Annotated in this window: 16 protein-coding genes; 10 read left to right on the forward strand and 6 right to left on the reverse strand. The window is 54.6% G+C overall.

Annotated elements, in window-relative coordinates:
• Positions 1–19 precede the first annotated feature (19 nt).
• Positions 20–988 (reverse strand): class 1 fructose-bisphosphatase, encoded by a 969-nt coding sequence (locus SOJ49_RS04640; protein WP_369857065.1) that lies wholly within the window; start codon positions 986–988, stop codon positions 20–22.
• A 203-nt stretch (positions 989–1,191) separates the two neighbouring features.
• On the opposite strand from SOJ49_RS04640, the gene mpl reads away from it, so the two are divergent.
• The 4 genes from mpl (at position 1,192) to SOJ49_RS04660 (ending at position 3,907) form a co-directional block, all read left to right on the forward strand.
• Positions 1,192–2,562, forward strand: a complete 1,371-nt coding sequence (mpl, locus tag SOJ49_RS04645; protein WP_369857066.1) for a UDP-N-acetylmuramate:L-alanyl-gamma-D-glutamyl-meso-diaminopimelate ligase — start codon at positions 1,192–1,194, stop codon at positions 2,560–2,562.
• The gene (locus SOJ49_RS04650) at positions 2,559–3,194 is read left to right on the forward strand and encodes a flavin prenyltransferase UbiX (protein ID WP_369857067.1); all 636 of its coding nucleotides are present in this window, start codon (positions 2,559–2,561) and stop codon (positions 3,192–3,194) included. The genes mpl and SOJ49_RS04650 overlap by 4 nt, the downstream gene beginning before the upstream one ends.
• Positions 3,187–3,567, forward strand: coding sequence for a hypothetical protein (locus tag SOJ49_RS04655; protein WP_369857068.1), 381 nt, complete (start codon positions 3,187–3,189; stop codon positions 3,565–3,567). The genes SOJ49_RS04650 and SOJ49_RS04655 overlap by 8 nt, the downstream gene beginning before the upstream one ends.
• 85 nt (positions 3,568–3,652) lie before the next feature.
• Positions 3,653–3,907: a DUF2175 domain-containing protein gene (locus SOJ49_RS04660; protein ID WP_369857069.1), complete on the forward strand. Its 255-nt coding sequence runs from the start codon at positions 3,653–3,655 to the stop codon at positions 3,905–3,907.
• Between the two features lie 178 nt (positions 3,908–4,085).
• Here SOJ49_RS04660 and SOJ49_RS04665 read toward each other — a convergent pair whose 3' ends face one another.
• Positions 4,086–4,826 (reverse strand): glutathione peroxidase, encoded by a 741-nt coding sequence (locus SOJ49_RS04665; protein WP_369857070.1) that lies wholly within the window; start codon positions 4,824–4,826, stop codon positions 4,086–4,088.
• A gap of 393 nt (positions 4,827–5,219) precedes the next feature.
• On the opposite strand from SOJ49_RS04665, the gene SOJ49_RS04670 reads away from it, so the two are divergent.
• Positions 5,220–5,597 (forward strand): hypothetical protein, encoded by a 378-nt coding sequence (locus SOJ49_RS04670; protein ID WP_369857071.1) that lies wholly within the window; start codon positions 5,220–5,222, stop codon positions 5,595–5,597.
• A 27-nt stretch (positions 5,598–5,624) separates the two neighbouring features.
• The gene (locus SOJ49_RS04675) at positions 5,625–6,461 is read left to right on the forward strand and encodes a sugar nucleotide-binding protein (RefSeq protein WP_369857072.1); all 837 of its coding nucleotides are present in this window, start codon (positions 5,625–5,627) and stop codon (positions 6,459–6,461) included.
• Positions 6,462–6,522: 61 nt separating this feature from the next.
• On the opposite strand, the gene SOJ49_RS04680 is transcribed toward SOJ49_RS04675, so the two are convergent.
• The 4 genes from SOJ49_RS04680 to leuS all read right to left on the reverse strand — a co-directional run bounded on the left by SOJ49_RS04680 (position 6,523) and on the right by leuS (position 11,477).
• On the reverse strand, positions 6,523–7,116 hold the full coding sequence (locus SOJ49_RS04680) for a hypothetical protein (RefSeq protein ID WP_369857073.1): 594 nt from the start codon (positions 7,114–7,116) through the stop codon (positions 6,523–6,525).
• 247 nt (positions 7,117–7,363) lie between these two features.
• Positions 7,364–8,386 (reverse strand): DNA polymerase III subunit delta, encoded by a 1,023-nt coding sequence (gene holA, locus SOJ49_RS04685; RefSeq protein WP_369857074.1) that lies wholly within the window; start codon positions 8,384–8,386, stop codon positions 7,364–7,366.
• Positions 8,383–8,880: an LPS assembly lipoprotein LptE gene (lptE, locus tag SOJ49_RS04690; RefSeq protein WP_369857075.1), complete on the reverse strand. Its 498-nt coding sequence runs from the start codon at positions 8,878–8,880 to the stop codon at positions 8,383–8,385. Before lptE ends, holA begins: the two co-directional genes overlap by 4 nt.
• Positions 8,881–8,894: 14 nt before the next feature.
• On the reverse strand, positions 8,895–11,477 hold the full coding sequence (gene leuS / locus SOJ49_RS04695) for a leucine--tRNA ligase (protein ID WP_369858032.1): 2,583 nt from the start codon (positions 11,475–11,477) through the stop codon (positions 8,895–8,897).
• Positions 11,478–11,741: 264 nt separating this feature from the next.
• Between leuS and SOJ49_RS04700 the strand changes: the two genes are divergently transcribed.
• From SOJ49_RS04700 to SOJ49_RS04715, 4 genes are all read left to right on the forward strand, one after another.
• A complete protein-coding gene (locus SOJ49_RS04700) occupies positions 11,742–12,389 on the forward strand; it encodes a cytochrome c (protein ID WP_369857076.1) in 648 nt (215 codons plus the stop codon).
• Between the two features lie 122 nt (positions 12,390–12,511).
• Positions 12,512–16,297 carry a hydantoinase B/oxoprolinase family protein gene (locus SOJ49_RS04705; protein WP_369857077.1) on the forward strand — a complete coding sequence of 1,262 codons (3,786 nt, stop codon included), beginning with the start codon at positions 12,512–12,514 and terminating at the stop codon, positions 16,295–16,297.
• Positions 16,298–16,378: 81 nt separating this feature from the next.
• Positions 16,379–16,711 (forward strand): Grx4 family monothiol glutaredoxin, encoded by a 333-nt coding sequence (gene grxD / locus SOJ49_RS04710; RefSeq protein WP_369857078.1) that lies wholly within the window; start codon positions 16,379–16,381, stop codon positions 16,709–16,711.
• Between the two features lie 191 nt (positions 16,712–16,902).
• Entirely contained in the window at positions 16,903–19,497 is a 2,595-nt protein-coding gene (locus tag SOJ49_RS04715; RefSeq protein ID WP_369857079.1) for a LuxR C-terminal-related transcriptional regulator, read from the forward strand.
• Positions 19,498–19,815: the final 318 nt, after the last annotated feature.

Below are 19,815 nucleotides of genomic sequence, written 5' to 3' on the forward strand. Positions count from 1 at the left end.
CCTGATAATCGACCGTTAATCAGTGATGATACTGCTCAACGATGCTTACTTCCTCAGCGGAACCCATCACGACGGAGACGCGCTGGTGAATGCCTTGTGGTTGAATGGCCATAATAGCTTCACTGGCGGTACTGCAGCGGCCACCAGCTTGTTCCATCAGCATGCTCATCGGATTGGCTTCGTACATCAGCCGGAGTTTGCCGGGTTTGGCGGGATCACGGTTGTCGAACGGGTACAAGAAAATCCCCCCTCGAGTCAGAATACGATGGATTTCCGCCACCATGGCAGCCACCCAGCGCATATTGTAACGTTTACCCAGCGGACCGGTTTCGCCCTTCAGCAAGTCATCTACGTATTGCTGCATGGCCGGTAGCCAGAAGCGCTGGTTCGACATATTGATGGCAAATTCGGCAGTAGCGGCGGGCACCTGAATATTTTCTTTCATCAACAGGAATTCGCCCATGCGGGTGTCCAGCGTGAAGGAATACACGCCGTTACCCGTGGTCAGCATCATGATGGTGGATGGCCCATACAGAACATAGCCAGCGGCCACTTGCTGGTTGCCTGGTTGCAGATAAGCCGCTTCGTCACTGCCATGGCTGCCTTCTGGCGCCGCCAGAATCGAGAAAATGGTGCCAACCGTCACGTTGATGTCGATATTGGAAGAACCATCCAGTGGATCAAACAGCACCAGATAAGCACCGTTTTTATTGCATGCCACAGGATCCGGCTCTTCTTCGCTGGCGATACCGCGTACAGCGGGTAATGCCGCCAGTGAGTCCTTCAGCAGATCGTTGGCGATTACATCCAGTTTTTTCTGGCATTCACCCTGTACGTTTTCCTGCTCGGCGCTGCCAAGAATGCCCGCTAGGTCACCGAGAGTGAGCTGGTGGGCAATGTCTTTGCAGGTCACTGCCAACTGGTCGATCACATCGATCAGTTCTGCATTGTCGCAGTGCTGCTGTAAAAAAGTCCTCAATCTAAGCATAGGTCGCTGGGCCTCATTGGTCACATTCGTTCCGTTGCGGCGATACTACCGGAATCAGGTTCTGATTACAGTGCCAGCCGTGGCCGCCTGACCTGATTTCGCCTTCTTCTACCGACAGACAGGCCGATTTATCTGTGCTTGGGTCAGCGCGACCCAGCGGCTACACTAGCGGACTTTTTGTTGGTTTGTGGGGATGATTGGCCATGCGCGTTCATATTTTGGGAATTTGTGGCACTTTCATGGGGTCGCTGGCGCAGTTGGCGAAGGCGCTCGGCCATCAGGTGTCAGGCAGTGACCATGGTGTGTATCCACCCATGAGCGAGCAGCTGTCGGCTGCCGGGATCGATCTGATTGAAGGGTTTGACCCCGCTGCGATTCCTGCTGATACCGAGTTGGTGATTATCGGTAATGCCATGTCGCGGGGGAACCCATCGGTCGAGTATGTACTGGAACGAGGTATTCCCTATTGTTCCGGCCCCCAGTGGATGAATCAGCATCTGCTGCAAGGTCGCTGGGTTGCTGCGGTAGCAGGTACCCATGGCAAAACATCAACAGCCAGTATGTTGGCCTGGATACTTGAGTGCGCGGGAATGGCACCGGGTTTTCTGATTGGTGGTGTGCCGGGAAACTTCCCGGTGTCCGCCCGCCTTGGTGACAGCCCGTTTTTTGTGATAGAAGCCGATGAATATGACACAGCGTTTTTTGACAAGCGCTCGAAGTTTGTTCATTACCTGCCCAGAACCGTAGTGATGAACAATCTGGAGTTTGATCACGCGGATATTTTTGACGACCTGGCGGCGATTGAGCGTCAGTTTCATCACCTGGTGCGACTGGTTCCGGCTTCTGGCCGTATTGTATTGCCCGCATCTGAACCGGCGCTGGAACGAGTGCTGGCGCAAGGTTGCTGGAGCGAAATCGAACGTTTCGGAGAACGAAGTGGTTGGCATATACGCAAGCATGCGGATGATGGCAGTCTCTTCTCATTGTGGCAGGGCGAGCAGCAATTGGGTCAGGTGCAATGGTCACTGAATGGTGATCATAATCTGAACAATGTCTGTGCTGCGCTGCTGGCTGCGCGGCATATGGGCGTACGGCCCGAGCAGGCACTGGAGGCCCTGACGTCGTTCAGATTGCCGCGCCGACGGATGGAATGCCTGGCAAATACCGGCAGGGTGCGTGTGTATGACGACTTTGCTCATCACCCTACGGCGATCAAGACCACTCTGGCTGGTGCCAGAGCGGCGATGACGGATGACGAGCGGTTGATTGCGGTACTCGAACCACGTTCCAATACCATGAAAATGGGAGTGCACAAGGAAGCACTGATACCCGCTGTGGGCGATGCTGATTTGTCCTTCTGGCTGGAATCGCAAGGCCAGGGCTGGAGCCTGGCAGACCGTCTGCCTGAAGAAAAAGGGCGCTGTTTCCACACGGATGAGGAGCTGCTGGAACATTTGCAGCAACAGCTGCGTCCTGGTGATCGGGTGGTATTTATGTCCAATGGCGGATTTTCCGGCCTACCGGCACGGTTTGCTGCCTGGGTTAACCTGAAAGCAGAGGAAGAGCACGCGTGAATGACAGTCGTATCTGTGTTGCGGTCACCGGAGCCTCTGGTTCACCCTATACCTTGCGCCTGATCGAGGTTCTGCTGGCGGCGGATCAGAATGTTGACCTGATCTTTTCCCGCGCAGCCCTGCTGGTGATGGCAACGGAAACCGAATTGCAGCTGCCTGGCAAACCGCAAGGTCAGGCCCGTGCGCTGCACCACCATTTTCAGGTTGATGCGCAGCGTCTGCGAGTGTTCGGCCGTGATGACTGGATGTCCCCCTGGGCCTCTGGTTCCGGTCAGCCCGGCACGCTGGTGATCTGCCCGTGCAGTACCGGCACGTTGTCGGCGATTGCCGTCGGCGCCAGCGATAATCTGATCGAACGGGCTGCCGATGTGGCATTAAAAGAAGGTCGCAAACTGATTCTTGTGCCCCGTGAAAGTCCGTATTCGGAAATTCATCTCAGCAACATGCTGACACTGAAACGTATGGGAGCGACCATTCTGCCCGCTAGTCCGGGTTTCTACCATCAACCACAATCGGTTCAGGATCTGATTGATTTTGTGGTGGCCCGTATCCTTAACCAACTCAATATACCCCAGTCGTTAATGCCACTGTGGGGAGCAACCTACCCGCCAGGAGAAATATCCGGTGACTGAAACCAATCACGAATCACATCATAATCCGGTCGAGCCACCGGATATTACCCGCTGGGCATTTATCGGATTTGTCGCCGGGATCATTTTATCTGTGCTGGCAATGGAATATTACGGCTTTATCAAGCATCCATCTGACGCTGACAGCGCCCGCATCGACGAGTTTGTCTTGTTGTCGCTGGAACCTGGTTATGACGTCAAAGTCTCGAACAAGGCGTCTGGCAAAGAGGCGTTCTGCGTTGATGGCTATTTGCTACTGCGGCCGACCAATGGTCATGAAGTGGCAGGCATCCTGGTGGATGGCAAAAACCGACCGGTAGCCTGTCAGGAGGCGCTGGGTCATGGCCAGCCTGAGTTGAAGGCACCGAGCGAATAATCCGGCTTGTCGGCTGACTGCTGGCAGTGGATTTTCGACAGCCTGCTAGACTGCAAATATATTCAGATATTTGGAATCACCCAGCATGTCGTTGAACTGTGTATTTTGCCAAAAAGTGGTTTTTGGCAGTAGTGGACAGACGGTACCGGGGATGGGGCCAGCCCATGCTTATTGCTATCAGGCCTATCGCACCATGAAACGTACCTTCAAGTCGATGGATATTACCCAGCTGACGGATGTTGAACTGGCGGATCTGAAAGATCTGGTACTGGCAGAAGAAAATGACAGGAAACGCAAGGCCTGTGGCGGTACGGACGAGGGTGATATTGAGTTGTTCTGAGACTTTTTTCTGATCGGCCCTATACCGATGATTATTGCTATTATTAGTGTTCTGATGATTGTTCCAATATTTGTTCCGTTGCTATAGAGATAGGAACCCCCGGCAATGTCCGGTAACAACACCAACCAACACCAACCATACCGGTTAAACGGTGTGGTTGGTGTTGGTTGGTGTTGGATTACTTCCCGGAAAGATACTTGATCAACTCATCCGAGCCGCCAATGTGCTCTCCGCCAATGTAAATTTGCGGTACGGTTTCACGTCCGGTGATAGCGCGCAGTGAGACGATACTGGCATCCGTACCCATGACGATTTCTTCATAATCCATCCCCGCTGCTTCCAATGCACCTTTGGCTCGCGCACAAAAGGAGCAGCCCGGCTTGGTGAATAACGCCACCGATCTGGGTTTTTCGGCATCGGCATTGATAAATTCGAGCATGGTATCAGCATCAGATACCTCAAATGGGTCGCCCGGTTTTTGTGGCTCAATAAACATCTTTTCGACAATGCCGTTTTTCACCAGCATGCTGTAACGCCAGCTGCGTTTGCCAAAACCGATATCATTCTTGTCCACCAACATGCCCATGCCAGCAGTGAACTCGCCATTACCATCCGCAATCATACGAATGTTTTCGGCTTCCTGATTGGCGGCCCAGGCATTCATCACAAAAGTATCGTTGACGCTGATGCAGAGAATCTCATCAATGCCATTGGCGCGGAAAACACTGGCCAGCTCGTTGTAACGCGGCAAGTGGGTACTGGAGCAGGTGGGCGTGAAGGCACCAGGAAGCGAAAAGACCACCACGGTGCGATTCTTGAAAATGTCATCACTGGAGATCTGAACCCAGTCATCTCCAACACGAGCGGGCCAGGTGACCGATGGTACAGCCTGTCCTTCTTTACTGATCAGTGTTGTCATGTTTGCTCCTTGAATGGAAAGATCGATGTTGAATAGCGTTTGGTACTGGTCGAATGCCGTTACTCGTCATACAGACAGTATGGTCGCTTCTTTGTATTTTAAAAATTAATTGAATTTATTTTTCAGATAGTTTTTAGCTTTTATTTTTCCATCTCTTACCGTATGGCTTTAAGGGTGCATTTAAATAAAAATGTAGCGAGCGATGAAAGGACAGGGCAAAAATCGACGAAAAGCACAGTTTATGAGTGATAAATGAGCATGGTGGGTCGATGATTGACGCCGTCATTGCGAGCGCTGTAATTCATAGGTGCGCACGCAGAGCTGTGCAGGATTAAATAGATGATCCCTTTGGAGTATGATGGCTGATCGGCGGTAATGTAGTGGTAGTCCTGTATGTTGATAGAAACCAGTTCAGATCTGATTGTCTCAGATCATGTCACAACACTGGCCAATGGTGTCCGTGTTGATGCAGCCACACTGCTTAATGGTTGTGTGCTGACGATTGGCCGGGATGGTCTGGCGTTATATCGTCACCTGGATGCGTTGCAGGATCCTCTGGGCAATGGTCTGATTCGCAGTGTGGCATTGACGGACGCGGCGTGTTTACCCGATTGCTCGCCGCTGATCCGGGAACATCGAGCTGGCTACGTCGGTTTGGCCGAAGGCTTTGTATTGCTGATTGGTCTTAATGATGTCCGTCTGTTTGCCAACAAGCAGGATGCGCTGGCAAATACCCATGAATTGCAGCGTATGTCGCTGGAGTATCAATAACCAGGCAGTTGACGGGGAGTAAAACGTTTGTCGGTAAATCCTTTCTATAGCTATGTGATCGGTGCAGACCGCTCGGTGGGCCAGTGCCTGACCAGAGCACTGGCAACAGAAAACTATATCTACAAAGGCGTGGCGATTGAAAGGCAGGAGCGGTTTTCCGTGCAATCGGCCGGGCAGCCGTTTTTTGTGCTGACGCCCTCATTGTGTCATCCCAGCGACTTCAGTGATGCCATGGCCTGGGCTGATCTGGCCGATGAGCATGATGCTCCAGTGGTGCTGGTGTCGTCGCTGGCGGTCTTTGCTGCGGATGACGGGCATCGCTTCTCCGAACAGGACAATGACTACTGTTCCAGTGAACTGGGCGTTGCGTTAATGGCTGTTGAGCAACGGATTCGTCAGTGTCGTCGGCACCTGATTTTGCGGGTCGGCCAAGCTTTTGCGGTACAGTCCGGTGATTTTGCCCATACCTTGCTCACCCGTATTCGAGATAATGGCCTGATTCAGGTGGATGACCAGCGTACTTTCAGCCCGACACCGGATGATGATATTGCCAACGTGCTGTTGGCGATGCTCAAACAGGCCGACTGCAGTGATGATTTATGGGGCACCTATCATTTTTGTGGCGTAGAGCCAGTCACCTCCTACGCTTTTGCCGAAGCCTTGTTAGCTGAGGCTGGGCAATTTGAGGATTTGTCCGAGGCTCGTCTGGTGGAACATAGCGAGGGTCTAGCTCCGGTAATCTGGACACCGAATGCGGATGTGTCACAACTGTTTTATACCTTCGGGATCAAGCGCAAGCCATGGCGAACCGGTCTGGGGCGACTGGTTCGACGCTACTACCGGGCAGACAGTACGGACAGCTGAGCAGTAACGACAGACGTAAAAAAACGGGCAATCAAGGCCCGTTTTTTTACGTCTGTCTGGATCAGGCCAGATTCAGGGCGCTGGATTCCTGATACAGCGTCATCAGCTTGTCAGTGATCACGGCACGAATACTTTCGCGATCCAGTGATGACAAAGCTTTTAATTCTTTCAGACGCAGGCGATGCAGATGCAGACAGGGAAGCTGATCGTTAAATTCGCGCAGGTCACCTTTCATCAATACCGGCAGGAACGGATCCTCGGTGTTGGAGCGACGCAGAATCTGGCGAATACCTTCCTGGAATGGAATAGGCACTGAGCGTACGTTTTTATCCCGGTGCGAAATAATCAGATACAAACCACTTTTACCAATCAGATTGCCAGGAATAACATGCAGTCCGGTGGACTGGACAGCTTCCGGGTTCAGGTGGCTGAAAGTGTCGTGGAAAGCATAGGGATCAGGCAGGATAACCAGTTGGCGGTTGGCTTCTTCCGGAAAAAAAACGTTGTAGTTGGTATAGAGCTGCCGGACGGAAGAAGAGAACACACAAAAGTGATTCTCAAACTGTTTTACAAAATTGACGGCACGCTTGTGCTGATGGATCTTCTGGAGATCCCACACCAAATCCGCGTTACGTTGTTGCTTCACAGAATTCATCCTGTCTACCTTCACGAGTCAAATGCAGTTTAACGTATAGATCGGGTGTTGCTACCTATTTTTGCAGAACACTAGGGGATAAATGTCACTCTTTGTTATCCATTGACAAAATTTGTCAGCGGTAACGCCAGTGTGGGGGCTCATTTACTCATAGCGTCGCTTACTGACCATTAGTGTTAATAACTAACAGGCAGCAGTATCTCATCTTATATACACGAAAACTGTGCGTTAGTCGGACTGCCCAATGTTAACTCTGTCCCAAACGCTGGCTGTGGAACAAGTGAGTTGATGTGACCAAAAGTGTCAGTTCGCTCATGAGTAACCAGCAATTACCGCCTTGCCCCTTGGCTGCAGCATCGATTTTTTCTGCCAAAATCAGCGCTTGCTGGAGTTCTTGTCGCGTCAGTCGCGTCAGTGCTGTTTTATAACTGCCCTGTTGTCGCGGCCAGACTCTGGCCTGTTTGAAGGCTTCGCTCAATGATTGACCAGATTTGCCAGACAGAACCATTAGCTGGCGAATTTTATGGGTCAGGGCACCAAGAATCGATAGTATTTCGACCCCCTCGGCGCGCAAGTGCGACAGAATCCGGCTGGCCTCCTGTACCTTGCCGTCGAGGCAGGCATCGGCGAAGCCAAAAGCGTCAAAACGGGCACTGTCGCCCAGTGCTTCCTGCAATAACTCTTCTGTGATACGTACTGCGCCACTCATGCGCAGTTTTTCAATTTCCTGAACCGCTGCCAGCAGGTTGCCTTCGGTTTGATGGGCCAGCAGAGAGATAGCAGCCGGATCTGCTTGTAAACCCGCCTGCTGCAAGCGGTGGCGCAGCCAACCGGCATACTGGTTGCGTTCAATCGGCCAGATTTGTACCAGGCCGCCGTGCTTGTCGATGGCTTTGTGCCAGGCGGTATTTTGTGATTTGCTGTCCAGTCGCGGGCAAATAACCAGTAACAGATTGTCGGGGTTCGGCCGCTGCAACAAGGCCTTGAGCGTATCGCCCTTATCGCTGGGCTTGCCGTTGGGGATGCGTACTTCCAGTAACCGACGACTGGCAAACAGCGACATGGCATCGGCTTCATCTCGAAGCTGGTTCCAGTCGAAGCCAGCTTCGGCATGAAAGAGCTGACGCTCCTCAAACCCTTGTGCACGGGCGGCTGCCCGAAGTTGGTCGCAGGCTTCCATGACCAATAAGGGTTCATCACCAGAGACCAGATATACCGGCAGCAGTGATTTGCCCAAATGGCCCTGCAACTGGTCGGTACGAAGTTTCAATTCTCGCTCCGGATGTGTTGCAAGCGGAAAATCAGTAATTCAATCATGCGTGCTGTGAGGCGCTCACGCACGGCGTCTTCTTCCAGAGCCGTCGCCGTGACTCGGGTGACGTCATTGTCGAACCAGGACTGGGTGGACAGCTCGATGGAGTAGGCAGCGGCAGCGGCGGTGACCAGACGACCCTGCAGCTCGGCCTCCAGTTGATACTCAGCAATTTGTCCGGCGCTGTTAATCGTCAGAGTCCGGCGATTGATAACAAACGACTGGATTTCAAGGACTGCCTGGGCGTCCTCGCGGTTATTTACCAGTAGCCAGCCATGACGCTGCAGTGCCTGCTCTATACGCTGGTTAATGTTGCTGCTTGCCTGGCTTTGCAGCATCAGTACCGTGGTATCGGCAGGAGGCTGATAGTCTCCACGCAGCTGCCAGCCGCAGCTACTGACCAGCAAGGTCAGTAGCATCAGCAGGCTATGTGGAACGCGAAGATAGCTCAAAATGGTCAGCCTGTTCAGTTCGCGACGATGTTGACCAGTTTGCCAGGCACTACGATCACTTTTCGCACCGTTTTGCCATCAAGCTGCTTTTGCACTGCCTCGTCGGCCATGGCTTGTGCTTGCAGTTCTTCCTTGCTGACACTGGCCGCAACGTCGAGTTTGGCACGCAGCTTGCCATTCACCTGTACCACGACCTGAATGGTATCAGCTACCAATGCGGACTCATCCACTGCTGGCCAGCTGGCATCGATCACCAGGCCTTCGTTGCCGAATGCGACCCAGAGCGCCTGAGTGATATGCGGCGCCATCGGGCTGAGCATGCGAATCACGGCGTCCACGGCTTCGGCCGCAACGGCACGGCTGGATTCCAGCGCGAGGTCGAGCTTGGTGAGGGTTTTCATCAACTCCATAATGGCAGCAATACCGGTATTGAAGTTGTAACGGCGACCAATGTCGTCAGATACCTTGGCAATGGTCTCGTGCAGTTTACGGCGCGCGTCTTTATCGGATTTACTCAGTGCAACGGCGCTCAGTTCAACCTGATCGAGTTGCTTCAGTTCGTAAGCCAGACGCCATACCCGCTGGAGGAATTTCTGCGATCCTTGTACGCCGGAGTCAGACCATTCCAGTGTTTGCTCTGGCGGCGCTGCGAACATGGTGTACAAACGCACGGTATCGGCACCGTAGTGCTTGATGGCTTCTTGCGGGTCAACACCGTTGTTCTTGGATTTGGACATCTTGCTCATGCCCGAGTGGTGCAGCTCGAGGCCGTCCGCAGTGCGTTTGGCAGACACCATCCGGCCTTTGTCATCACGTTCAACGGTGACTTCTGCCGGATTGACCCATTCCTTGCCGCCATTGACGTTGGTGTAATAGTAGGCGTCGGCCAGTACCATGCCCTGACACAGCAGGCTTTTGAACGGCTCGTCACTGTCCACCAGACCAGCATCTCGCAGCAGTTTGTGGAAAAAACGGGCATAGAGCAGGTGCAGGATGGCGTGTTCGATGCCACCGACGTACTGGTCGACCGGCAGCCAGTAGTTGGCTTCGGCTGGATCCAACATCTGGTCGGCCTTGGGCGAGCAGTAGCGGGCGTAGTACCAGGATGACTCCATAAAGGTATCGAAGGTATCGGTTTCACGGAAAGCCGGAGCACCGTTGAATTCGATGTTTTCGAATGCCGGGTTGTTCTTGATGGGAGAATTGATGCCGTCCATCACCACGTCCGTTGGCAGAATCACCGGCAGCATGTCTACTGTTGCTGGAATAGATTCACCACTTTCTGTCCGGATAATGGGAATCGGTGATCCCCAATAGCGCTGACGGCTGACGCCCCAGTCGCGCAGTCGATAATTGATTTTGACTTCACCCTTGCCCAGTTCGGCCAGTTTGGCGGCGATGGCATCGAAGGCTTGTTCGAAAGCCAGACCATCGAATTCGGCAGAATTGATCAGGGTGCCTTTTTCCGTATAGGCCGCCTTGCTCAGGTCAATTGCGTCACTCTCGGTTGCTGAAGCAATCACCTGAGTAATCTCGATACCGTATTGATTGGCAAATTCCCAGTCACGCTGGTCGTGGGCGGGAACGGCCATCACTGCACCGGTACCAAATTCCATCAATACAAAGTTGGCCACCCAGATATCCACTTCTTTGCCAGACAGGGGATGAATGGCAGTAAAACCGGTCTTCAGGCCTTTCTTTTCCTTGGTTGCGACATCGGCTTCGGCGGTGCCGGACTTGCTGCACTCGTCAATAAAGGCAGCCAGCTCGGTATTGTTCGCGGCGGCTTCTTTGGCTAATGGGTGGCCAGCCGCGACTGCCACGTAGCTGACGCCCATCAGGGTATCCGGACGAGTAGTGTAAACTTCCAGCGCTTCGTCCCGGCCTTTTATACCAAATTGCAGTTGTACACCACGGGATTTGCCAATCCAGTTACGCTGCATGGCCTTGACCTGATCCGGCCAGCCTTCCAGTTGGTCGAGGTCGTTTAACAGCTCTTCCGCGTAGGCTGTGATACGGATAAACCACTGCGGGATTTCCTTGCGTTCAACCGGTGTGTCACAGCGCCAGCAACAGCCTTCGATTACCTGTTCGTTGGCCAGTACCGTCTGGTCGTGGGGGCACCAGTTAACGGCAGATACTTTTTTGTAGGCCAGATCCTTGTCGATCAACTGGGTGAAGAACCATTGTTCCCAGCGGTAATAGTCCGGGTCGCAGGTGGCAATTTCGCGTTCCCAGTCGTAGCCAAAGCCCAGTGATTTGAGCTGGTTTTTCATGTAGGCAATGTTTTCCCGTGTCCACTTGGCTGGCGCAACCTGGTGCTTGATGGCGGCGTTTTCAGCAGGCAGACCAAATGCGTCCCAGCCCATCGGTTGCAGCACATTCTTGCCCAGCATGCGCTGGTAGCGAGAGATTACGTCACCGATGGTGTAGTTACGCACATGGCCCATGTGCAAGCGGCCACTGGGGTAGGGGAACATCGACAGGCAGTAGAATTTTTCTTTGCTGGCGTCGGCCACAGCACGGAATACCTGGTTTTCCTGCCACTGTTGCTGAACAGCAGGCTCAATGGCGTGGGGAGCGTAAGTCTCTTGCATCATGTTGGCTTTGAAATCGGATACGTGATTGGGAAAGTAGGGCAGGAGTTTAACCGAATGCGTCCGGCGCGAACACCGATGTCCGTCGCGAGAGGAAAGGACAAGTCGTGACAAGGTCTTTCTTATCCATGGCTGAACGCTTGTACTCTGTTCGGGCTGTTGACTCAGATCAGTGGCAGTCCTACAAACTGGCGAAACAACACAGACAGGGGTTGGAGCTGGGGAACGGGGCCGGTATTTTGTTGGATCATCACTGGAAATGTTATGGAAATGAAAAATATTATTCAACCTGTACTGTGTTTACTCCTGTCGTTGGGGTTGCTGTCCGTTTCTGTGCAGGCGGAGACTGTTGACGAACTGTTGGCAGATATGGCTCGTATCCAGCAAGATCCGGCTGCGTTGCAAGCTGCCATTCAGCAGGGGGAGTATCGCGGTACGTTGTGTTTTTCCTGCCATGGCAAGGACGGCAACAGCACTCGGGATTACATTCCCAATCTGGCCAGCCAGAATCCGGCCTATCTGTTTACCCAGTTCGAGCATTTTGCCAGCGGCGAGCGTAAAAACTATGTGATGAGCAAACTGGCTACCCAAATAACGGATTCGGATCGAGTGGCCGTTGCGCTGTATTTTGCCGATCGGGCAGTCAAGCCGAGACAACAACCCGTTGTCCCTTCGGCCGAGGGGAAGGCCCTGTTTGACTCGATGTGTTTCGCCTGTCATGGCGCCAGCGCCCATGGCTCCCGCGAGTATCCTCGTATTGCCGGTCAGCCCTATGAATACCTGGAAGCAACCTTGCTGAAATTTCTGGATAAAAATCCGGACAGAGCGAAGTCGCCGATGATTGGTGTGGTGCAAAATCTGACCGAGCAACAGCTAAAAGACGTCGCGGCGTATCTGGCCCATATGCGCTGATAGCCATCGCTGCTGTTATTTTTCATGGTTGAATTGTGAATGACGTTGCGTCGTTCGCCGGGTTATTCAGGGATTCCCCTGCTCTGTTAGACTGACAGGCCCGACCGACCAGCGATGCCGCCATGACCCAGCCAACCGCCTCTTTATCTCCCCACCTGAATACTCCCGCCAGCCGCTGGCAGTTCTGGATTGATCGGGGAGGCACCTTTACCGATCTGGTGGCGTTGCGCCCCGATGGCGTATTGGTGACGCACAAACTCTTGTCCGCAAACCCCGACCACTATAACGATGCCGCGATAGAGGGTATTCGTCAGCTGTTGCGCCGATATCCCGAGCAGGGAAGTCTGATCCAGCAGGTAAAAATGGGTACTACGGTGGCCACCAATGCGTTGCTGGAACGTAAGGGCGCGCCAGTTGCACTGCTGATCAGTCATGGTTTGAGAGACCAGCTACAGATTGGTTATCAAACTCGCCCTGACCTGTTTGCCGTCGCTATCGAACAGCCTGAACGGTTGTATCAGGCGGTGTATGAAGTGCCGGAGCGGATATTGGCCAGCGGCCAGGTTGACTGGCCGCTGGATCTGGAAGCTGCTCGTGTGCAGCTGCAAGAGGCCTGGAACGGTGGCTTGCGTGCTGTTGCCGTGGTGCTGATGCACGCCTATAAATACCCGCAGCACGAGCTGGCGCTGGCAGCGTTGGCGCGTGCCGTGGGCTTTGAACAAATCTCCCTTTCCCACCAGGTCAGTCCGCTGATCAAGCTGGTCGCCCGTGGCGAAACCACGTTGGCGGATGCCTATCTGACGCCGGTGTTGCAGCGTTACCTGGCGAATGTCGAGCAGCAGTTGCAGAGCATTTGTGTCGATGCCACGCTGGCGCTGATGCAGTCGAACGGTGGCTTGGCCCCGGCAGCCATGCTGTCTGGCAAGGATGCCGTATTGTCTGGTCCGGCCGGTGGGGTGGTGGGGATGGTACGCACGGCCACGGCCGATGGTTTCGAGCGTCTGCTCGGTTTTGATATGGGGGGCACCTCGACCGACGTCAGTCACTTTGCCGGTGAGCTGGAGCGTGAAACCAGCACCCGTATTGCCGGTGTTGGCTTGCGAGTGCCAATGATGAATATTCATACCGTGGCGGCCGGGGGCGGTTCGATCGTCACGTTTGCCGATGGACGCTTGCAGGTTGGGCCACAATCCGCGGGGGCTTTTCCTGGCCCTGCCTGTTATCGCAACGGGGGGCCATTAACCGTCACTGACTGCAATGTATTGCTGGGCAGAATCCAGCCGCAGTATTTTCCCAGTCTGTTCGGGCCGGGTCAGGATTTACCTCTGAATGTGGATATTGTTCGGCAACAGTTTCAACAGCTGGCACTTGAGGTGAGTCACCAGACCGGGCAAGCGCAGACCGCTGAATCACTGGCGCAGGGTTTTCTGGCCATTGCCGTCGATAACATGGCCCGTGCCGCCAAAAAAATCTCGGTACAACGCGGCTATGATGTACGGGATTACGCCCTGGTCGCCTTTGGTGGTGCCGGTGCCCAGCATGCCTGTCAGGTGGCGGAGGCTTTGGGCATTGAGCAGGTTTATCTACACCCCATGGCGGGCGTGTTGTCGGCCTTCGGCATCGGCGTTGCCGATCAGCGCTGGCTGGGTGAGCAACCGGTAGAGACCGTGCTCGAACAGATGGCCAATCAGCAGCAGCGGGTGTGTCAGCAGTTGCAGCAACAGGCGCAGCAGTCATTACCGGCAACCGCCGAGGTGGCCGATCACTGGCGCGCGTATGTGCGTTATCAGGGTGCCGATACGCCTTTGCTGGTGGCATTGGCAGCGCCGGAAACAATGGCAGCCGAGTTTGCCATCCGTCACCAGCGACTGTTCGGGTTTGTGTCCGCGGATCAGCCACTGATCTGCGATGCCATTCAACTGGAACGTATTCAGCCGGGTGAGCCATTACCCCGGCTAATACCGAGGGCGGGTGACGCTCCCGAGCCATTGGCATCCGTCGAGATGGTCTTTCCTGCCGGTCGCCAGTCGGTGAAAGTGTATAGCCGAGAAAGCCTGCCCAGCGGCTTTTGCGCAGTCGGGCCGCTGTTATTCACCGACAGCAATAGTACCTTGGTCGTCGAGCCAGGCTGGACATGCACGGTCATCGCCAGCGGTGCGCTGGTGTTGGAAAAGGTGCGGGAAGTCGTGCAGGAGAAGATGCTGGAAAGCCAGCCAAAGCAGCAGACCGCGCAACCATCTGATCCAGAACTGCCTGATCCAGAACTGCCTGATCCAGAACTGCCTGATCCAGAACTGCCTGATCCAGAACCATCGGGTGCTGATCCGGTGCAACTGGAGGTATTCAATAATCTGTTTATGGCTGCTGCCGAACAGATGGGACTGGTGCTGGAAAAAACCGCCAGCAGTGTCAATATCAAGGAACGGTTGGATTTTTCTTGCGCTATTTTTGATCGTAACGCTGAACTGATTGCCAATGCACCGCATATACCGGTGCATCTCGGTTCCATGAGCGACAGTGTGCTGGCCGTTGTCCGTCGCCACCCAGAGATGGAAGCAGGCGATGCCTTTGTGCTGAACTCACCCTATGAAGGGGGCACTCACTTACCGGACATCACCGTTGTCAAACCGGTCTTTATTGCCGGGAACACCACAGGAACGGCCGATTTTTTCGTGGCGGCCCGTGGCCATCATGCTGATATCGGCGGCATAACACCCGGCTCGATGCCCGCCAACAGCCAACACATTGATGAAGAAGGCGTACTGATCGACAACCTGTTGCTGATGCGGCAGGGGGTGTTACTGACGGACTCAATCCTGAATGTGTTGACGAACGGCCGTTACCCGGCACGTAATCCGCAGCAGAATATCGCCGATCTGAAAGCTCAGCTGGCCGCTTGCGAAACCGGTGCCCGAGAACTGGCACGCCTTTGCCAGCGTTATGGCCGCAGGTTGGTGCACCAGTACATGGGCTATGTGCTCGACAATGCCGAAGACACTCTGCGAACCTGTCTGGCACAGTTGCCGTCCGGTCAGTTTGATCAATTGATGGATGATGGCACCCGGTTCGCCGTCCGGATCGAGGTAGACCAACAGACGTGCAGTGCATTGATTGATTTTACCGGCACCGGCTATCGGCCGGATCAGGCCATGCATCCGGGCAACTTTAATGCGCCCACATCCGTGGTTCGTGCCGCCGTGCTGTATGTGTTCCGGGTGCTGGTGGCTCGGCCGATTCCGCTGAACGCCGGCCTGTTCCGGGCGTTAACCATCCGAGTACCGGAAGCATCGATACTGGCTCCTTGTTATCCGGCAGCGGTGGTCTCCGGCAACGTCGAAACCGCCCAGTATCTGGTCGATACCCTGATGGGCGCACTGCAACTGATGGCTGCCTGTCAGGGCACCAATAACAACCTGACCTTTGGTAACCAACGCTACCAATATTACGAAACCCTGTGCGGTGGGGCTGGTGGCAGCGCTTTTGGGGCCGGTGCCAGCGGGGTGCACAGCCATATGACCAACTCACGGCTGACCGACCCGGAAGTACTGGAGCAGCGCTACCCGGTGGTGCTGGATCATTTTCATTTACGTCGTGGCTCGGGTGGCGCTGGCCAATATCCGGGCGGCATGGGCGTTGAACGTCATATCCGCTTTCTGCAACCGATGACCGCTAATATCATCAGCGGCCGCCGCCAGGTTGCCCCCTTTGGGATTCAGGGCGGTGGTGCCGGTAGCTGTGGGGTGAATATGGTGATGCGCGGACGTACCGCCGCAGGAGAACCGAAATCGGTGTTGCCCGTCGCTGGTTGTGCCCGGCTGGAACTGGATGTAAACGATACGCTGGCAATTCATACGCCGGGCGGTGGCGGTTACGGAGTAGTAGCCGTTGTGCCAATGGATGGACGCTAAAACCCAAGCGTGGCTGTCAGGATTAGCCAGGATTGTGGTAATCTGAACGCTGTTGATTCACCTGACGAGAGAGTTGTCACCATGGAAATTATGGAAGTCATCAAAGACCAGATCGAAAGCAACGATATTCTGTTGTACATGAAGGGCTCGCCTAACCAGCCTATGTGTGGCTTCTCGGCCCGCACTGTTCAGGCGGTGATGGAATGTGGTCAGAAGTTCGCTTATGTCGATATTCTGTCCAATCAAGAAATTCGGGCCAATTTGCCCAAGTATGCCAATTGGCCTACGTTTCCCCAGTTGTGGGTCAAGGGTGAATTGGTGGGCGGTTGCGATATCATCACCGAGATGTTTGAAAAGGGTGAACTGAAAACCCTGCTTGATGAAGCAGCGCCGAAGGCAGCACCAGAGGCCTGATGCTCCGGTGCGAAGCCGGATGGCTTCGCACCTGTTTCTCTTGGCTGTTTTCCGCCATATCGCCCGATTGTTATCTTGTTGCCTTATGGGCATTTGCTCTGTCGTCCATATCGACCGTGGGTTCGGTGTCGATGGTTGCTGTGGGCCGATGAAACTCGCCATAATGCCTCAAATCGTTACCGCAGTCTGCCATGACGACCTCTGAACACTATTCCCATAACACATCGCTTGCTGCGTTAGCGGATGTCCTTGCGGCGCCGCTGTTACTGGCGCGGCGGCGTCCTCCTGCCCCCTTGTCACCCGGTATAAAACGCCTCGATTATCCTCTGGATGCCACGACTCCGGGGTTGGTGTGGATTCATGCTCCCGCCGGATTTGGTAAAACCCAATATCTGCTGGAGTGGTATCACCACTGGCAGGGGCAAGGGCTGAATGTCATCTGGTTCAATTGTGAAGTGACGGATGATGCGGCCTTGTTACTGCAGGCTTTATTGGCTGGCGATGGGTCTGCAGCGGCGATTGAGTTGGCCCGACATTGTTGGCCTTTGGCTGAAACGCCTGCGTTTGCTGCCGAACAGCTGGAGTCGATCCTGATCAACTGGTTGGCGCTGATCGACCGGCCGCTGTGTGTGTGTATCGATAATCTGCAGAATCTTGATGAGACTGGCTGGCGTCTGGTTCAGCTGCTGATCAGTCGGGCGCCAGAGACTTGTTCTCTCGTTTTGGCGACCCGTCGGGCACCCAGTGGTGCCAGTGTGGTGTTCCGGCATCCGGCGTTACTGGCGGTTGGTATGCGTCAGCTCACCTTTAGCCTGCCGCAGCAGCAACGCTGGCTGGCGGAGCATGGCCTGTCGCTTGATCAGGATGAACAACTGCTGCTGGATCGCCGCTTGGGTGGCTGGCCGGCAGCGCTGGGGATCTGGCTGGCCTGTGTCCGGGCCTATGCAACCCTGGAAGTGATGGCCCCCGGATTGGGAATGTTTGAGTTGCAGGATTATTGGCTCAGCGATGTGGTTGCCGACCAATCGGCTGAGAATCGATTACTGTTGCAACAACTCGCGGTACTGGAGTATGGCTGTGAGGATCTGTTACGGCGGTTGAATCAGCGGGATTCCAGCGCGGGCATCGATGAATTATTACGTAACGGATTTTTACAGCCGTTGGATCAGGCCGGCTGGGTCAAGGTAGCGGCTCCGTTTCGACGGCTGATATTTGCGACCGTTACGGAGGTGCAGCGGGAGCAATGGCACCGTCTGGCTTTTTATTGGTACGGCGAGCATCAACAGCCTGTGCGGGCGTTGGAGCATGCACAAAAAACGGCCATGGCAGCCGAGCTTGCCCCCTGGATGGAGTCGCAGGCGGAGGCTTTGCTGGCGAGCCTGGACATCGCTGGTCTGATCGACTGGTGTGAGCTGGCTGGTGATCAGGTGCTGAATCAATCGCCACGCCTGATGCAACTGGCCTGTTGGGCCTGGCTGGTCAGCCATCGGCAGCGTCGGGCCGAGTCGATGTTGCGGCAGCTGATGCATCGACAGTTACTGGATGATGCTGAGCTGGCGGCATTGCAAGGGTATCTGGCGCGTCTCAAGGGGCAGCAAAAAAGCGCCATGACGCTGTGTAAAAAAGCACTTGATGGTTTGTCGGGCGATCGTTACAGCATTCGCTTTCTGATGTGCAGCACATTGACCTATCTGAGCCTTGGCGAAACCGATCTCGACAACGCCCGCGCCTGGAATCGGCGTGCCATGCAACTGGCACGGCAACATGGTGGCTGGGCGCTGGAGGCGCTGGCGATGTTTGACCAGGCGCGTATCGAACTGCACCGGGGCCATCTGGAATTCAGTCTGGATCTGATTGATGCCGGTATTCAGCTGTTACGGGACAAACCCGGACGTATTGCGGTCGTGCCAATGGGTCGACTGATGGTGTATCGCGCCTTTTTGTTGTGGGTCACTCATCGTCACCCGGATACGCTGCCAGATTTACTGGAACAGGGCAGCCGTTACTGCCGTGAAGGGGCGGATGTGATGATCTGCTACGGCTACGGCCTGCAGGCCATGATTGCTGCCTCAGATGGGCACTGCCGCCAGGCACTGGATCTGCTGGATGAGGTTGAGCGCTTGATGCACAGTTGGGGCGTCGAATCGGCCAGTTACCTCTGGCTGATTCTGGTAAAAGCCAATGTCTGGATTTCCCAGGGCAAACACCATCGCGCCCAGGGTTGTCTGGTTGAATTGTTGCAGGGGCAGCCGGTAGCGCACCTGCCGCGTCCGGAAGTATTCCCGTTGTTACCAGACTTTGCCGCTGCGACCCAGGCGCGGTTGTATCTGGTGTGCGGTCGCTTTCATGATTGCCTGGCGGAAGTGGATGAGTGGTTACGCTGTAATTCCAGCCCGATGATCATGATGCTGATCCAGTTGATTCGTGCTGCGGCCTTGCGTGGTTGTAATCAGATTGCTGAAAGTCAGCATATTTTTAATCAGGTCGGTCATCAGTTGCGCCAGGAAGGCATTAGCATGAGTTTCAAAGCCTGGTTGCCGGAGTTGTATGCGCCGGCACGAGAAGCAGAATCCGCGTTCGCCACCACGGCCAGGGTTCAGCTTAGTGAGCGGGAGCACGATGTGCTGCGCAAGATTGCCGAGGGGTTATCAAATCAGGAAATAGCATCGCAATTGTTTATTTCCCTGCATACGGTCAAGACTCATGCCCGCAAGATCAATATCAAACTGGGGGTAAAAAACCGTACCCAGGCAATTCACAAGGCGAAGGAACTGCTGTTGCTTTAGGGGACATCTCTTTAATCCGGCAGCCTCCGCAGGGCGCGGGTTGCCGCCGTCCAGTGCGGTGTTGACGAATTTGAAAAGGACGCGTCATTTCGCGGCATTCGCCGCCTTGCCCTGAACAACGGCAACACTCGCGCAGAGCCGTGCAGGATTAAATAAATATCCCCTTTCGTTTAGTTGACCATCGGTCTTGATGCCGTTGTCTTTTTATGTGTGGCGATGGTATGTGTGGTGATGGTATGTGTGGTGATGGTATGTGTGGTGATGCAAAAGCAGATGGTCGCTTGGTAATACTCGCTGTCACTGGCGAATTGCACGGCT

It is taken from the genome of Candidatus Thalassolituus haligoni (assembly GCF_041222825.1).
GTDB lineage: Bacteria > Pseudomonadota > Gammaproteobacteria > Pseudomonadales > Oceanobacteraceae > Oceanobacter > Oceanobacter antarcticus.